General features: G+C 38.9%; 9 protein-coding genes. 1 reads left to right on the forward strand and 8 read right to left on the reverse strand.

Features of this window, described 5'->3' with window-relative positions; translation table 11 throughout:
• Positions 1 to 77 precede the first annotated feature (77 nt).
• A complete protein-coding gene (locus ACQ334_RS02350; RefSeq protein ID WP_430986551.1) occupies positions 78 to 2423 on the reverse strand; it encodes an NADP-dependent malic enzyme in 2346 nt (781 codons plus the stop codon).
• A gap of 263 nt (positions 2424 to 2686) precedes the next feature.
• Between ACQ334_RS02350 and ACQ334_RS02355 the strand changes: the two genes are divergently transcribed.
• Complete coding sequence (locus tag ACQ334_RS02355; RefSeq protein WP_430986552.1) at positions 2687 to 5965, forward strand: S41 family peptidase; 3279 nt, start codon at positions 2687 to 2689, stop codon at positions 5963 to 5965.
• 152 nt (positions 5966 to 6117) lie between these two features.
• Here the strand turns inward: ACQ334_RS02355 and ACQ334_RS02360 are convergent, their stop codons facing one another.
• The 7 genes from ACQ334_RS02360 to ACQ334_RS02390 form a co-directional block, all read right to left on the reverse strand.
• Positions 6118 to 6582 (reverse strand): hypothetical protein, encoded by a 465-nt coding sequence (locus ACQ334_RS02360; RefSeq protein WP_430986553.1) that lies wholly within the window; start codon positions 6580 to 6582, stop codon positions 6118 to 6120.
• Positions 6579 to 7070: a PaaI family thioesterase gene (locus ACQ334_RS02365; RefSeq protein WP_430986554.1), complete on the reverse strand. Its 492-nt coding sequence runs from the start codon at positions 7068 to 7070 to the stop codon at positions 6579 to 6581. The genes ACQ334_RS02360 and ACQ334_RS02365 overlap by 4 nt, the downstream gene beginning before the upstream one ends.
• A gap of 27 nt (positions 7071 to 7097) precedes the next feature.
• Entirely contained in the window at positions 7098 to 7592 is a 495-nt protein-coding gene (locus ACQ334_RS02370; protein WP_430986555.1) for a hypothetical protein, read from the reverse strand.
• 90 nt (positions 7593 to 7682) lie between these two features.
• Complete coding sequence (locus ACQ334_RS02375) at positions 7683 to 8171, reverse strand: thioredoxin family protein (RefSeq protein WP_430986556.1); 489 nt, start codon at positions 8169 to 8171, stop codon at positions 7683 to 7685.
• A 100-nt stretch (positions 8172 to 8271) separates the two neighbouring features.
• Positions 8272 to 9855 carry a C1 family peptidase gene (locus tag ACQ334_RS02380; protein ID WP_430986557.1) on the reverse strand — a complete coding sequence of 528 codons (1584 nt, stop codon included), beginning with the start codon at positions 9853 to 9855 and terminating at the stop codon, positions 8272 to 8274.
• A 110-nt stretch (positions 9856 to 9965) separates the two neighbouring features.
• Complete coding sequence (gene pbpC, locus ACQ334_RS02385) at positions 9966 to 12296, reverse strand: penicillin-binding protein 1C (protein WP_430986558.1); 2331 nt, start codon at positions 12294 to 12296, stop codon at positions 9966 to 9968.
• A 610-nt stretch (positions 12297 to 12906) separates the two neighbouring features.
• Complete coding sequence (locus tag ACQ334_RS02390) at positions 12907 to 18522, reverse strand: alpha-2-macroglobulin family protein (RefSeq protein WP_430986559.1); 5616 nt, start codon at positions 18520 to 18522, stop codon at positions 12907 to 12909.
• Positions 18523 to 18600: the final 78 nt, after the last annotated feature.

An 18600-nucleotide genomic window follows, 5' to 3' on the forward strand; every position in this document is an offset into this window, starting at 1 on the left:
ATTGCAGATTTTAGATTTCAGATAAAACCACAATTGCAATATGGGCAAATCTAAAATCTAAAATCCGAAATCCGAAATTATAAATCATGGCTGGTCTTACGGAACTTTTTCCACCATTTACTTTTCTTAACCACTTCCTGTGTGTTGGTCTTGCATTTTAACTGTGCATCCACTACAGCAATTAATACCATATTGAATATAGAACGTATGGAACTGCCTAGCTGCAATACATGCACCGGTTTATTTAAACCTAATAAAACAGGGCCTATTGAATCTGCACCGCCTACTTCCTGCAGTAAGTTGTAAGCAATATTGCCTGCTGCAAGATTAGGGAAGATAAGCGTATTGGTTTCTCCGTTTATCAGTTCGCTGAACGGGTAATTCTCTTTTAAAATTTCTTTATTAAAAGCCATGATGCCTTGTACCTCACCATCACATACCAGTTCAGGATCTTTTTGTTTTACAATTTCCCTGGCCCTGCGAACCAGTTTTGCTTCCTCACCCTCGCTGCTGCCAAAGTTGGAGTAGGAGAGCATGGCAATACGTGGTTTAATATTGAATTGTTTTACTTCTTTAGCTACCAGCAAAGTAATTTCTGCCAGTTCTTCTGCAGTAGGGTTAAAATTGATGGTGGTATCCGCTAAAAACAATGGCCCACGTTTGGTGAACATGATGTACATGCCTGCGATCTTTTTTACGCCATCTTCGGTACCAATTACCTGCAATGCAGGTTTAATGGTATCTGGATAATTCCTGCTTAAGCCGCTGATCATGCAATCTGCTTCACCGGTTTCCACCAACATGCAACCAAAATAGTTGCGGTCCTTCATCGCTTTATAAGCCTCATACTTATTTACACCACGGCGCTGGCGCTTGGCAAAAAACTGGTCGCCCATTTTTTTGCGTAACTCTTCCTGGTCATCTGCTTTAGGATTAATGATGGGCATACCTTCCAGGTCAATACCATTAGCTTCTGCCAGTTTTAAAATGCGTTGCTCATCACCTAATAAAATAGGATAAGCCACACCTTCTTCCTGTGCCAGTTGTGCAACTTTTAAGATCTTTAAATTTTCTGCATCTGCAAACACCACTCTCTTCGGATCTTTTCTTGCTTTATTACCAATAACACGGCTCAACTGATTATCTAATCCTAATCTTTGATTGAGTTGCAATTCATAAGCCTCCCAATCGGTAATAGGATTTTTTGCAACACCGCTTTCCATTGCTGCTTTAGCAACAGCAGGTGCAACCGTGGCTAATAATCTCGGATCAACCGGTTTAGGTATAATATAATCAGGGCCGAAAGAAATGGTTCTTTCATTGTACGCCATGTTTACAATATCGGGTACCGGCGTTTTGGCCAATTCAGCCAAAGCTTTTACAGCAGCCAGTTTCATAGCTTCGTTAATAGTGGTGGCTCTTACATCCAACGCACCACGGAATATATACGGGAAGCCCAAAACATTATTTACCTGGTTAGGATAATCACTTCTTCCTGTCGCCATAATTACATCCTTACGGGCATCAGTAGCCGCTTCGTAAGTAATTTCCGGATCAGGATTTGCCATGGCAAAAATGATCGGGTTCTTGGCCATCGATTTTACCATTTCGGTAGTAACCACATTGCCTTTACTTAAACCAATGAACACATCAGCATCTCTCATGCCTTCTTCCAGCATAAAGGCTTTGGAAGTGGAGATAAATTCTTTTTTGATGTCGTCAAGATCGTTGCGGCCGGCATGTATCAATCCTTTGCTATCGTAAACACTTATGTTCTCTCTGCTGGCACCCAAACTGATATATAATTTCATACAGGATATTGCAGCAGCACCGGCACCATTTACAACGATTTTTACTTTACTCAGTTTCTTTTTCTGTAATTCTACTGCGTTCAATAATGCGGCTGCAGATATGATGGCCGTACCATGCTGGTCATCATGCATGATCGGTATCTTGCAACGTTTTTTTAATTCCTGTTCAATGTAAAAACATTCGGGTGCTTTTATATCTTCTAAATTAATGCCACCAAAAGTAGGTTCCAAAGCCTGAACGATCTGTACAAATTTTTCCGGATCAGTTTCATTGATCTCGATATCAAATACATCAATGTCGGCAAATATTTTAAACAGTACACCCTTGCCTTCCATTACCGGTTTACCAGCTTCCGGGCCAATATTGCCCAGGCCTAAAACCGCCGTTCCATTACTGATCACACCTACTAAATTTCCTTTAGCAGTGTATTTGTATACATCTTCAGGATTAGCAAAAATTTCCATGCAGGGCACAGCCACGCCGGGTGAATATGCTAATGAAAGGTCTCTTTGTGTTTTGGCTTCTTTGGTGGGTATCACTTCAATTTTACCCGGCCTGCCTTTTGAATGATATTCTAAAGCTTGTTGCTTGCGTAGTTCTTCTTTTTGCATAATTAAAATTGCCCCTGTTAATATTGCAGGAGACGATTTTTTTAATAACTATAATTCTTATTGAACTTTGAGCATGCAATTTAGGTAAATATAGGGAGAGAAGCAGCTATTCAAATAGCCAATGCTTATGATAAATATTACACCATATAAAGCGGGACATTGGTACAGCCGTAAATAATACGTACTATCAAATCAAATTTCGGATTCTCAATTTTTGTTTTTAATATTATAATCCTTACTTTTTTCACTCTTAACCAAAAACTATGCAACGCTGTAAACAATTCTATGGCTTTATGCTGTTCTGTATTTCGGGTTTTATTACCCCGGTTTTTGCAATTGATAATACCGATACCAGGATGCTTTCTCAACCTGCTGCCAGTGCAAATAATATTGCCTTTATTTATGCAGAAGATCTGTGGGTGGCCAAAGCCGACGGATCGCAACCCAGGAGGCTAACAATTGACAGAGGTGTTGAAACAAGCCCGGTATTTTCTCCCGATGGAAAAACAATTGCCTTCAGTGCACAGTACGATGGCAATACGGATGTATTTATCATTCCCGTTGAAGGTGGTGTGCCTAAACGCCTTACCTGGCACCCATCGCCAGATATTGTAAGAGGATTTACACCAGACGGAAAATCAGTACTGTTTGCTTCGCAAAGAAATGTATTTACCGGCCGCTACGCTCAATTATTTACAGTTGCAATTACAGGCGGCATGGCTACGCAGTTAGAAATACCCAATGCATTCTGGGCAAATTATTCGCCTGATGGAAAACAAATGGCCTACACACCCTTAAGTGATGCATTTAGGCAATGGAAACATTACAGGGGCGGTACGATATCTGTCATAAATATTTTTTCGTTTGCAGATAAAAGCGTGGTAAAAATTCCACAACCCGCCGAAGGATGTAATGATGTAAGCCCGATGTGGGTTGGTAACACCGTTTATTTCAGAAGCGACCGTAATGGAGAATTTAATTTATTTGCCTATAATACTGCCACAAAAAAAATTGACCAGTTAACTAAATATAAAGATTTCCCTGTGCTGAATGCGAGTGCCGCAAATGGTAATATTGTTTTTGAACAGTCCGGCTATTTGCATACCTATTCAATAAACGGAGCTGCTGCAACAAAATTAAAAATTGGGATTGCTGCAGATTTACTGGAACTAAGAGGCCGCTTTGTAAAAGGAGGTGATTATATCCGTGCAGGAGATATTTCTCCGACTGGGGCAAGAGTAGTTTTCGACAGTCGTGGTGAAATTATTACTGCGCCTGCAGAAAAAGGAGATTACAGGAATATTACACAAACCCCCGGGGCGCATGAAAAATATCCTTCCTGGTCGCCTGACGGAAAAACTATCGCCTATTTCTCTGATGCCAGTGGCGAATACCAGTTATATTTAAAACCCCAGGATGGAAAAGGCGAAGCAAAAATTTTTAAGCTTAACGGCACAGGATTTTATGCTTACCCTGAGTGGTCGCCTGACAGTAAAAAAATAAATTTTACTGATAATGGAAGAAATTTTTATGTTTTAGATATTGCATCAGGAGCCATTACAAAAATTGATGCAGATGAATTATACACACCCGGCTCATTCCGTTATTTGAATGGCAGCTGGTCGTTCGATTCCAAATGGATTGCGTATACTAAAATAACCGAAACGCAATTTAAACGGGTTTATCTATATTCAATAGAACAAAAAAAATCCTTTGCCTTAACTGATGGTTTAAGTGATGCATCAGATCCTAAGTTTGATAAAAGCGGAAAGTACCTTTACTTTTTTGCATCCACTGATGCAGGGCCTGTTATCAACTGGTTCGATCAGTCTAATGCTGATATGCGCTCAACCAATTCCATTTACCTGGTTACACTGCAAAAAGAAACCATTTCTCCTTTTGCAAAAGAAAATGACGAAGAAACTATAAAACCTGATACTGCAACAGCAACAACGGGTAAAACAGCTGATAAAAAAACAGCAGCACCGGATAAAAAAGATGACCAGCTACGTATTGACTGGGATGGTATTGAAAACAGGATCGTTGACCTGCCGCTTGCCGCTGATAATTACGGACAATTGGGTACAGGAAAAGAAGGTGAATTATATTATGTTGTTTTTCCTGCCGATAACCAGGGTAGTGGCATGATGCATAAATACGATTTAAAAGCCAGGAAGGATGCTGAGGTTACTGCAATGGATGGATATATCCTTTCTGCGGATGGTAAAAAAATGTTGTACAGCCTTAATAACAGTTGGGTGATAACAGATGCAGGTAGTAAACCGGCACCGGGCAAAGGAAATATTAACACCGCTGCAATTCAAATAAAAACCGACCCCGCTGCAGAGTGGAAAAATATATTTGAAGAAGCATGGCGTGTAAACAGGGATTATTTTTACGACCCTGGTATGCATGGCGCCAACTGGATTGCAGTTAAAAAGAAGTACGAAGTTTTTTTACCCGACCTGGCATGCAGGAGTGACTTAAATCTTTTGATACAATGGATGTGCAGCGAATTGGGTGTTGGGCACCACCGCATTTCAAATCCCGGGGATCAGTTGTACACACCACAAAGAATTAGTGGCGGTTTATTGGGTGCAGATTATACTATCAACAACAATCGTTATCAGATTAAAAAAATATATGGGGGATTAAACTGGAACCCTAATTTAAAATCGCCTTTAACCGAACCTGGTGTAAATGTAAAAGCAGGCGATTATATTATAGCCGTAAATGGTAACGATATTAATGCTGCAGAAGACCTGTACCGTTATTTTGAAAACACTGCCGGTAAAATAACAGAGCTTACTGTAAGCAGCAATGCTGATGGTGCAGCATCCAGAACTGTAAAAGTAGTTCCGGTTGAAAGTGAATCGGCTCTGCGTAACCGTGACTGGGTGGAGGGTAATTTGAAAAAAGTAACTGAAGCCACCAACGGGCAGGTAGCTTATGTGTATGTACCCAATACTGCCGAACTGGGGCATGATTATTTTAAAAGATATTTTTATCCGCAGGCCAACAGAAAAGCCATCATTGTAGATGAAAGATTTAATGGCGGTGGCAGCCTTGCAGATTATTATATCAACTTATTATTAAATCCACAACAGGCTTACTGGAACATGCGGTATGGTAAAGACCTTAAATCACCAAGCGCATCTATACAAGGGCCTAAAGTAATGTTGATTGATGAAACTGCAGGATCGGGAGGTGATATGTTGCCCTGGATGTTCAGGAAATTTAAAGTAGGTACTTTGGTGGGCAAACGTACCTGGGGCGGCCTTGTAGGTATCTTAGGATTTCCTGAATTTATTGATGGCGGTTCGGTAACAGCACCTAATGTGGCCATCTGGACAAAAGATGGTTTTATTGTAGAGAATGTTGGTGTGGCACCGGATATTGAAGTAGAGCAAACGCCGTCTGAAGTAATAAAAGGAAACGACCCGCAATTATTAAAAGCCATTGAAGTGGCTTTAAAAGAACTGGAAAAAAATCCGCAGGTTACGCCTGCCAGGCCACCATACCCGGTAAGAGGTAATAACTAAGGCCAGGCATATTATTTTTATAAGAGGTTCGTTTTAACGAACCTCTTTGTTATTGGCTTTTATATTTGTATTCACCATCAATGTATTTTTTTTCTGCACTGTTCAGTCTATTGAACTTTGAGTATGCATTTGTAATAAAATACTAAACAATATCAGAAAAGAAACCGTGTTAAAGAGGAGAGGCCAAGAGCTAAAAGCATGGGCATAAAAATCAATATAAGAGATAGTATACGATCCAGCAGAGAAGGTTTTGTTGCTATTTTCTTTTCCCAAATAACTTCGTAATTAAAATGGCTTATTGTCATCCATGTAAAATCTTTGTTCTGAAATTCTTCTGTTATCCATTGCTTTTTTATAAAGAACTGGTTTAAAACCTGGTATTTCTTTTTAATTACCCAAAGCAATAAAATATAAAAAAATAAAATTGAACCACATAGCATTACTTTATTGTAATCTTCTTTTTTACTTACAAAACCTATTAATAGTGTAATTGAAAAGAAAATTAAAAATGTCTGTATGAACCTGTTATGGAAATATATTTTCTGCGACTGAAAAAAATACACATAAAAGAAAAGGAATAAAGGAAAGAGGTAAATTAAATTCTGCAATATCTTCATAAACTGGTTCTTGCTTTAAAACTCCAGGTAATTAAAAATTCTGCCACCACTTCTCCATCAGCATTAGTGCCCGTGCTTTTTGCTGTTACGGTTTTACCTTGCCCGTCTGAAATAGCATCTTCAATAGTTTGTTTTATTAAAAGACCATCAGTACATGTAAAAGTGGTTTTACCAACAGCCTTTTTAAAAAAACTGCCGCTGATATTTACGACTAACATGCTTACTGCAGGATTGCGTTTATAAATATGTGCCAGGCCTAAAACACCGGTGGTCATTTCTGCAGCCATACTAAGGCAGGCGAAATAAGTGCTCTTAAAAGGATTTTGGCTCAGCCATTTAAAAGGAACAGTTGTTATGCATTTATTTTCATCTGCAAATTGTACACGAACACCACAAAAAAATGCGCTGGGTAGTTTGGAAAATAAAAAAAGATTGAACTTAAACCGGTTATTGATTAATTGGAAAAAATTACTGTTATTATCACTCATAATTTTAAGTATAAACGTTACAAACGATCAATCAAAAATTTCATCAGTGATTTCAAGTAGGTTGTTACTCCTGAAGTCACTCAAAGAGCCTTTTCGGGTTTTATTAATACCATTTATATTGGTTGTCTTATTTGTTTTTAGATCGATGATCTTAATACCTGTTTTAACGGTGTTTCCCCTGGCAAAATAGGTATTGTACACCACATACCGAAAGCTGTTATTATCGAAATATAAATAGTCAAGATCCATTGCTTCATTTGCCAAACCGCCACCTCTTAAATAGAAAGCGTATTTAAAATTTGTCCAGCTTGTTTTACGGTTCGATGGAAATTCGAATTCTATTTTATTAGCAGAACCATACCTGTAGACAATGTAAGCATTAGCAGTATCTTTAGCAATTACTACCTGTTTGCCTGCTTTTGTTTTAAATGAAAAAATATTGACTTCGTTAGCAGATAAAAAATTTTGCGCCTGTATAGAAGCGGAACAAAAAAAGAAAGCTATAAAAAGTAAAATTCTCAAAATACTGTTGTTGGTTTTGATTGTAGATTTTTCTAAATCAGCTACAGCCTTTGTAAATCTGAAATCGTAAATCTAAAATCCAAAATCGATTTAATCGCCATACATCTTAGGGTTCAACGCATTCGGGCTCCACATTTCTAAAAAAGCCTGTACTTTATTTTTATCGTAACTCTTTTTACCATCTTCAAGGTACTCGCTGTTTTGTGTGTGAATGCGTTTACCATCACCATCTAAAATAATAAATACCGGAAAACCGAAACGTTGCGGATAGCCATATTTGGCAAACAGTTTTTTGTTTTCATTTTCTTTGCTCCAGTTAAAATGATACCATACATAGGAAGCATTGATAACAGAATCAATTTTTTTATCGGCTTTACAAAACCTGGCAAATTCAATGCACCAGCTGCACCAGTTACCGCCGCCTTGCAATAACACATATTTATTTTCGGCTTTGGCTTTTTTTATGGCAGCTGCAATATCTTTTTCTGCATCGGCGGCGGGGTTGTAGAGTTTTGTGTCCTGTGCTTTTGATTGAATGGATACTGTAATACCAAGAAGAAGGCTGAATAATAATTTCATAAGTGAAAAGGGTTAATAAATTTGACGTCAAAATATTTTATGATTGTCCTGACACTGTCAGGACAATCATAAAATAAAAATATAAATCGAGTCGGGGCTTTTAATTCTTATCAATCTCCACCACACATCCCACCACATTTTTTTGTTCCGATGCATCAGCTTTAAAATAAATATTGCCCGTACTGCTGTTACTGAATTTTACATTACTGATAGCCATGCTGCTGATGGCTTCATTTAATTTACCGGCATAAGTAGACTGCGTACTTTTATTAATGGCGGCATTTAATGCAGCATAATCCAAAGGTTGTTTACTTACCACAATAGCCATAAAATCTTTATTACCGATACTATCTGCCATTAAAGCTTCTTTACGGGGAAATAAACGATAACCTGTTACACCAAAATACGGCGAGTGAATAGGTTTGTAAGGAAACAAAACATAACTGCTGTTATCAGTTTCCATACCAAAAATATAAGCGTAACATTCTAAAGCATTCTTAAGTTCTATCCTGAATTTGGTGCCTTTTTTTATTGGGGTAACAGTGGTAAAAACATTGCCGGAACCTGCACGTAAAGCGATGTATTGTTTAGTAGATCCATTTACCAAACCAATATTGCACTCAAAATCTACATTTAATGCGGCGCCTGTTTTGGGTAAGGGATCAATACCATAAGCTTCTCTTACAAATTTTCTGAAATCGCCATAGCGTATATACCCAAGTCCTTTGTCTCCCCATTCTGGCCCCCAGCTGTTCATGATTTGAAAAGCGCCACCTTCAATGCGGTCATCATAGCCAATCACACACATCGCATGGCCACCAAAACCCTGCATGGTATAATCATCTTGTGTTGGGTGCCATACTTTCTGGCCCATCATATCCTGCATAAAACTCCCACCTACCATCATACCAATTACCACCGGGGCATCTTTAGCTAAATGCTCTTTAATAGCACGGAAGTTTAACACACTTACACCGTCATCATCTGTTAAGCGGTTAAAACCATGAATTTTGTTATTGGCAGCAACGTTTAATAAGGAATGGCCCTGATCGCTGCAACTCTGGTCGGTATAAGGAAATTGTTGTAAGGGTACTGCACCTTTCTGCTGCATAAATTCCATGGCTTTAATGATGTAAGAACCCTCACATCCATCAAGGCCGATATTGTTATATAAAAATGAAGGGCTGTAGGCAATTGTATTAGCATTTTCATGAGTGCTGGTACTTTGCAGAATAGTACGTGCTGCATAAGCGCTGCTCCAGGCAACGCAACTGCCCTGGTGCCCTTGGTTTAAACGATCGGGGGCATAGCGTGCTAATGAAACAGCTTCTGGTAACGGGTTCTTTCCATTATCATCTGTAAGGCCTTCATACACGCTGGCCTTCTTAAACTCATTCGGGTCTAATTTACCACCTGTGGCAAATTGTGAAACAGCATTGCTTACCAAACCAGCGCAGGATTGATTGCGCATTAAAAAAAATGCAGCGCCGGCAATAACCAAAAGAAAAATTATTTTCTTACCACCTCCGCCACCACCTCTGAATAAGCCGAGTATCAGGGGTAAAAAATTAAGTAGTCCGCCGGCACCTCCGCCGCTATTTGATCCACCACGGCCACCGGAGTTGTCATTTTGTTCATTATAGTCATCCTGGTTTTCCTGGTCATCAACCATTCTTATTGGCATAGTAGTAAAATTTAAGTCATTAAAAATAAGCAGAATTTTTATAATCTGCCTTTGTGTTTATCAGTTTGTACAAATAGATAGCTGCAGGAATGATTTGGTTGCAGGAAAGCTTATTGCTTTTCTTTTTCCAGTATTTCAAACTGGCGGCTTACACTCAAGCCATTTTCATCTACTAATGTAATGATATGAATACCAGGTGAGGGGTTTAAAGCCATCTGGTGAAAATTTTGCGTAGTACCGATAAAATTATCATCGAGGCTCCAGAAAATTTTTGCGCTGCTGCGTCGGTGTGCAGCAGTAAAAACAGTATTACCTCTCTGACCACTTACTTCCAGCGGTACATAAATTTTTGCATCGGGTTGGGGGTAGATGATCTCCATTACTTTGCCCGTTTCTGCAAATTCGCAACCGGCTTTAAATGGCGGCAATACTTTATAGTCGGCATTTTTTTGTTTATAATAATATTCCATTGCAGGGGTAAGGATGAACCAGCTTTTATGTTGCATGGCAGAAGGGCTTTCACATTGCTCTGTTACACGAAAATTAGCCTTGGCATCTAAGTGAATTATTTTGTGATATACGCATTGCGGTACTTTTGTTCCATTGGGCGGCATAAATAATGTATCTACATCGGGGCAATCAATATTGGCACGGTAGCCACTTTGCCTGCATACCGGTACAAATGAATAATTGTATTTCGGTTTTTCGAACCAGTTAACGTTGGGCAATAGCCGAAAAATATCAAATAAGATTGGCGCTGCAGTTTGTACGCCAATTAGTCCCGGCCTTCCTTCTCCATCGGTATTGCCAACCCAAACGGCCACTACATTTTTTGGGGTAACACCAATTGCCCAGCCGTCTCTGAAACCAAAACTGGTGCCTGTTTTCCATGCAATTTTTTGTGAAGAAGTGAATTGCTGCCATAACCCTTCTTCTCCCGGCCGCATTACTTCCTGCATAGCCTGGAAGGTGAAGTAGATGGAAGTTGCGTCTAAAGGCAAGTTATTAGCTGATAGTTGTTTGTTGTCAGTTGTTTGCCTTGCAATATAATACGGTGGATGAAAATCATTAGGATCAAGCTTGCCATGATTTTTTGTTTGATGATTGAGAGTACGGGCCATGCTTGCATACACACCTGCAATATCCCATGCGGTTACTTCGCAACCACCAAGGATTAAACTTAAACCATAGGTATCTGCATTCCTGTTCAATGTAGTGATGCCACATTGTTGCAGTGTTTCGTAAAAACGCTGGTACTTATATTGCTGCAATAATTTTACTGCAGGAATATTTAAACTTCTTGCCAATGCCCTGTTAGCGGGCACGGCTCCATCATACCCCAGGTCAAAATTTTGCGGTGCATAGCTGCCTATTTGGGTTGGAATATCAGGGATGATAGAATTAGGCAGGATCAAACCATCACTTAACATGGCCGCATACAAAATAGGTTTTAATGCACTGCCCGGAGATCGTGGTGCTGCAATAACATCCACATCGCTTTCCATTTCTTTATTCAACGGATCGTAAATATTGCCTACATACGCTAAAGTGTTTCCTGTTTCCACATCTAATACCAAAGCGCAGGCGTTGTTGATGCCATTGCCTTTTGAAACAGCCTGGTGTTGTTGCACAATAGCAGCTACATTTTTTTGCAGGGCACCATCTAATGTTGTTTTAATTTTTGTGCTGTTGCTTAAATTTTTATTGTCTTTAATAAAACGTTGCAGGAGATGAGGAGAATATTGCGGCAATGGCAAAGGATTACCAGGTAAAGATTCCAGCTTGGCTAATGTGCAACTGCTGCTATCAATTTTACCGGCATCTAATAATTTATCTAAAAGTGCATTTCTTTTTTTTAACAATACATCCCTGTTTTTGCCGGGATGCACTAATGCAGGAGCATTCGGTAACACAGCTAATGTTGCCATTTCGCCCCAGCTTAATTTATCAGCACTTCTGCCATAGTAACGCCATGCAGCAGCATCTAATCCAACTACATTGCTGCCGAATGGAGCATTGCTGGCATACAATGCTAAAATTTCTTTTTTTGAATAAGACATTTCTAAACGTACAGCCAGGATACTTTCTTTTAATTTATTCCAGATACTTCGTTTATCATCTTGTTTAGAAAGCCGTATTACCTGCATGGTTAATGTACTGCCGCCCTGCACCACGCCTTTGTTTTTTATATTTTTTACCACCGCTCTGCCAATAGAAACGGGATCAACACCTGGATGTTTGAAAAAACGTTTGTCTTCAAATGTAGTGATGCAGTCAATAAATTTTTGCGGCACATTTTTATTGTAAGGAAAACGCCATTGGCCATCGGCTGCGATAGTAGCATTGAGTAAGTTGCCGGCTGCGTCTTCAATTACATAACTGGTAGGGGCATTGAATAATTTTTTTGGTAGGGAGAAATAAAACCAAATTAATAATCCCAACACAATCAACAATTTTATTTTGGTTGCTGTGCGGAGAGATTTTATTTTGGAGAGAAGTCTTGAAAAATACATTATTAATTTTTCAATTTTCGATTTTTAATGTAATTATTATTATAGCATGTAGTGTCAAGAATCTGATAGATTGTACGGAAAAATATTTCAGCACTGTCTAATGTTTCTTTTGTGTATTTGTCACGTTCTTCAGAAAACCTAATATTAAAAAAGCGGCTATTCTCAAAAAAAATTGCAGAATCGCAATAACTTGACATAAAGAATTTTCCGTTTTTGGTTTGATGCTTTTCCATGCAATCGCAAAATTGTTGTGCAAGTACAAATGGGTTCTCTTGCTTGCTTTTATTCGTACAAGAAGAAAATATAAAACTAATTAGAACAATAATCACATATCTCATAAAATAATTTCAGTTTTCTATTTAGATGCTGAAAGCCAAAATTTCACTACCATGATTTATGCAAAACAAAATTAAAGTTCAATAAAGGTATAATGTACAAGTGAGTAGCACAACGATGTTAGATAGAATTACCCAAGCTTGTTCAAAAAAAAATACAACCGCTGCCGGGGGTGAAAATCGCCGGCAGGGTTGCGCAAAAATTATTGGTTTACCACTTCTACCCATTTACCATTTACACCTGCACTGATCGTATTATCATACATCGCTTCGCAGAATGTACCGGGAAGAAAATATCTTCCAAGATATGAAGCATTTAATTGCACGTAATAGGTCAATGTTTCATTGGGGTTAATATTGAAATAAGTGTATACCCTGTCATCACGAATATCCTGGTACGTAGAGAAAGATGATTTGAATGCACCTTCACCGCCTAACATTCTGGCATTTAAAATCTCCCAGCCACTGGGAAATATCTGTGATAATGCCATTTGCGAATAATAGCCACGGCCTCCGGGATTTTTCAATACTACTTTAGCAACAAAGTCGCTGCCTTGTGTTAGTTTGTTAATGTCGATCGCTTTTCCATCTTGTGATACATAGCTCACACTCATATTTAATACCGCAGGATTGTTGTTCACCTTTAAACTATCGCCTGCCAATGGCTGGCCTTTGGTTACCAAACGAACATACAAATTGTTGCTGCCTTTATTGGTGATCACCACATTGCTTGCATTAGTACTTTTAAAAACAACAGGTAACTGACGGATATAAGTAGCCGAATTGATGTCGGTTTGTTTACCATCAATGTTTGCAGAAGAAATGATCTTTGCGCCACTTGGGTTTTTACCACAGAATTTTGCAATAGCAATTAAACTATATGCTGTTGTTTGCGTGCTGTACCAATAATCCTGCGCAAGATTAGCAGCTATCATACGCATCAGTTCTTCTGCTTTTGTTTTCTTATCCTTGCCTAACAAAGTCAACGTTTCCAAAACCATCGCCTGGTCCCTTACATCAGAACCATAGGTAATGCCCGGACTTGTTCTTACACCAAATGTTGTTGGCAAACCACTGATAAGATCAAAGGCTGTATTATCCTGCCCAGCTAATTTATAAGCAGCAGCCAAACGCCATTTTGCTTCTGGAGAAAGATATTTAAATTCTTTTAAACGATTCATCGCTCCAAGTTCAGGCGCTTTTGCCAGTGCTAATGTATACAAGCGATAAGATTGTGTAAGATCGCCGCCATAAAAATTACTGGTGCTGGGTACCCAACTGTTGGCTTTGCCACGCTGGTAATTTTTCCATTGCTGCAACATATAGTCACTAACAAAATAGCCATTCGCTTGTGCTTCCACTAAAAAGTGGCCGGCATAATTACTGCCCCATTCATCACTTTCACTACCACCCGGCCAGTAACTAAAGCCACCATCGGGCCGTTGAAAATTTTGCAGTTTTCCAATGCCTGCTTTTACATTTTTATCTACCTGCGATTTTTTGTAATCATCCAGGTCAGTTAATTGATTTAATACCAACTGCGGAAAAACCGATGATGTGGTTTGTTCAATACAACCATGCGGATATTCAATTAAATAATCCAAACGCTTTTGCAAATTCATAGATGGCACGCTGGAAATTTCAATGGTAGCTGAACTTGTTGCTGCCACACCAATTGGCGCAGCAGTGGTTTTCCATTGCTGTCCCGGCGCTAAAGTAATTTCACTGATACTGGTTACAGGTGGATTAGGATTCCTGATATCCAGCTCTACTTCATAATCCGCTTTTTCTCCACCAGATGAAGCTAATAATTTTACTTTACCAATACCTGTATTGGGTTTTACTCTTACATCAAAATACGCCATTTGCTCACCGGGTTGTGTAAAGCTTATGTTTTGTGTGCTGCCACCTACTACTTCTAAAAATGGGTTGGATTGCAAGGAGAGATTTACATTTTTAATATTATTCTCCATTGCAAAAACAGTAACGGGTAATTTTATTGTCTCACCTGGGCCAAGTACTCTGGGCATAGTTGCCAATAACATCAACGGTTTTTTTACAGCCACCGCTTTTTCTGCAAAACCATAACTGCCTTCATGTGCAGCTACTACCATTGCTCTTACAGAACCAATATAGGAGGGTAATGTAAAAGATTGTTTTTGTGTTTGCCCGCTGCTTAAATGAAATGGCCCAAGATATTTTACCACCGGTTTAAAACGGTTAGCAGTTTTTTGTTTGCCACCTGTTGCATCCGCATCACCACCAATGGTTAATATTCTCTCTAGGTCGCCGCCCCATGCGCCAATTACATAATCAAACATGTCGAAACTTTTTACACCCAATGCTTCTCTTGCATAAAAAGCTTCATGCGGATCGGGTGTTTTAAATCTTGTAAGATCTAATAAACCTTCATCAACTATTGCAACACAATAGGTCATTTCTTTTCCCTTTTCCTCACTCACCGTAAACGATACATTTTGTTCGGGACGAATACTGTTAGGGATATTGAGTACCGGTTTTAGTATCGTATTCTTATCTTCTACAAAAATGGGAATGGAACCGTACATTCTTATAGGAAGATCATTAATCGTTTGCGAATGAGGCTGCAATAAACTTACTGTGGCATAAACATTCGGTGCCATGGTTTTATCTGCTTTAAATTTCACCACGGTTTGTCCCTGTATAGTTTCCTGGAAGAAGGATTGTAATACTTTACTTCCGTTTTCAATGCTTACTAAAACCCTTCCGCCTTTACTACTTGGAATGTTTAATGACACCTCATCACCTACATTGTATTTTTCTTTGCTGGCTTTAAAGGAAAGCATTGATGCAGCAGTCTGGTCACCATCGCCACCACGGCTTTGCCAGCCAGGTTCATCAATGTATAAAGTAGAACCGGAAGTGTGGCCGCTCTTTAAATCTTTTACTAAAATTAAATATCGGCCCCATTCATTTTCTGATGTACCAAATGTCCATTGCCCACGGCCGTTGCTTAAATGCACCGTTTCTTTTTTCAGCAACTTATTGTATTCATTTTGTGTAAAGTTGCTGAGGTTATCGCCATTATTATCCCACCACCAGCGCCATTGAATGCGGTAGAATTCCACTTCCACATCATTGTTACCGCCAATTAAATTTCCTTTACTGTCTACATTTACAATTTGTGAAGTATGATTTTTTCCTGCCAGTAAATAATCAAAAGGTTTTTCACCATCAGGTAATTTTAAACCTACATAACTGGAGTATGGACTATAGGGAATACTCATATTATCAATACTGAAAGTACCACCCGGCTCAAAAACTTTTACTACCAGGTTTGCCGTTAACATACCCGGTGCAGTTTCATCAATCTGAAAATCTGGTTTTAATGTAGCATTGCCTTCGGCATCTAATGTGCCATCATAAATTGTTTTTTGTTGGGTAGAATAATTTGCTGTGGGGTTATCAAAATCAAATCCTGCAAATTTGGCGAAGCAAGTTGTTTTAGCATATAATGATGCATCGATCTTTGCTTTTAAATTTTTACCCACTGCACCAAATAACCATTTGGCATTGATTGTACCTGCTGTAGTATTGCCATGGCCCAGCACAGCATCTTTTCCAAAATCAACATTTATTTTAAGGCGGTTAGGCATTACCGTTTCTACCTTTACTCTTTTTTCAAATGTGGCACCACCTACTTTTACTTTTGCCAGCCAGTTACCTGTTGGTGAGGCAGCGTCGGTATTGGTTTTAAAAAGATAAAAACCATCGTCCGCATTGTTCTGCACTACATGTTTATACAATTGCCCGGTAGGAGTGAAGAGGCTGAATTCAACCGGGTGGTCTTTTGGTAATTTACCTTCCTTATCTTCTACAATAAAATTAATGTACATGGTATCGCCGGGGCGCCATACACCACGTTCGCCAAAGATGAAACCTTTAATGCCATTTTTTACTTCTTCGCCACTTACATCAAAACGGCTTAAGGCTAATGAATTACCATCATCTAATTTTAAGTAGCCTCTTTCAGTGCCTTTTTTGGCAATTAATAAATAAGGTTTGCGTTTTAGATCAATGTCTGCAAAACCATCACTGCCGCTTTTGGCTTTGCTGATAATAGTTTGCTGGTAATCCATAATTTCTAATTCTACATCACCCATAGGTTCGGTAGTAAGAATATTGGTTACAGCAATTTTTATACTGTTATCATTGCCACGTTTTGCAGTAAGGCCAATATTGCTGGCCAAGATATTTCTTGTTGCCCAACGGTCTTTGTTATAATAGGATTTACTGGAAGGATCATCTCTTCTTTCCCAATTATACCCGTAAGGATAATATTGGTCGTAACGGTCCCAGAATTCGTCATCATCATCTACGCCATTTCTATTGTATTCACCATAACCTTCATCATAACCTTCTTCTTCACTGTCTTCGCTTTTACCTTTTGTTGTATCTGCTGATTGTGATTGATACATGGAATACTCCGGCCTGAAACCGATGGTAACACGATAGATTGCTCCTTGCTCTGTTTTTAAAAACTTATCAATATCTAAAGAGAAATGTTGTTTTTTATGCAGGTCTAAAGTTTTGTCATCATCCAAACGCAAAGTTTTTTGAACGATAGGTTTTGCCACTCTTCTTAATTCGCTGTTGCCACTCAGATCATTTTCCTGTAAAAACTGTGGTACATTATTTTCGTAAATTTTAATGATGCTGATATCCACCGCATTTAAATTGATCGATTCAAAGGGCAACACTAACCTGCCGCTGTTAGGTAAAATATTTCCTTTGCCATGAATTTTTACAGAAGGCATCCTGTTCTGGAAATTGATGTTAGCGGTAAATCCTTTATCCAGCACATCGCCCCAGGTATTTTTTATGCCCGAATTAATATTTACAGTATAGTTACCATCTAATTTTCCGTTGCCAAAAACTTTTACTTCACTGCCATTAATGGTGTAAGAAATATCTGATTGCCCGCTGATATTAATAAGGCCTGTCAATTCCTGGCCAACAGCAATTGGATCACTGAATTGAACGGATGCATATTGTTGTGCATCGTTAATGGCTGTTACATCTAAAACTTTAAAATCACCAATTGCCGGAACCGCTACTGCACTATTGCCTTTTACTTCCATATTCATCGGGCTGCCATCCCAGTGTAAGTCAACATTACTTACAGATGAAACTCTTTCAATATTATCAATAGTATAGCTATGCGTTTTAGTAGCATCGTTATGCTGCCAGTTTATTTTTAAAGTTTTGCCTGCCTGAGTAGCCACCAGTAATTTTTCAACTTCAGCGCCTTTTTCTACATCGGCTGTTTCAAGGTCCCCGCTCAATGTCATTTTATTTTTTACGCCGCTGCTTCGCAAACCTTCATCGCTTACTTTAAAAGATGGTTTAACCGTTTGCATGCTGAATTTAAAGTCTTCATACTTCTCCGGTACTTTGGTTACGTTACCCAGTTTGAATTTTACAGTATACAACTGGTTAGCTTTTAACCAGGCCTCCGGTTTAAATTCAATTGTTCTGGCATCTAACCAAAATGCTTTTCCTTTTACGGATGGCGAAAAATCAAAGAGATCATCTTTTACGGCTTCTCCCACCGCATGTGTGGTGTTGGCATCTGTTGCCAGCTGAATGCGTACAGCAGATGTTTTGGAAACGGTGCCTGTAGTGTAGGCGTCAATGTACTTGCTGAATGCAGGATCTACATCAATCCATTTGTCTTTTTTGTTGCAGGATGAAAACAAAGAAAGGATTACTGTCAGGTACAGCATTGCCCTAAAAGTTGCACTGAACTTTTCAGGACGGGGAACACGGTCGTGATCCATAAATTTAAAGTTGTAATTTTTTTGTTCAGCAAAACCAGGACGGTTTTACTGTTTTTGTTTTGATGACGTAAATGTGAT

It is taken from the genome of Ferruginibacter sp. SUN106 (assembly GCF_050611765.1).
In the GTDB taxonomy this organism is placed as follows: domain Bacteria; phylum Bacteroidota; class Bacteroidia; order Chitinophagales; family Chitinophagaceae; genus Ferruginibacter.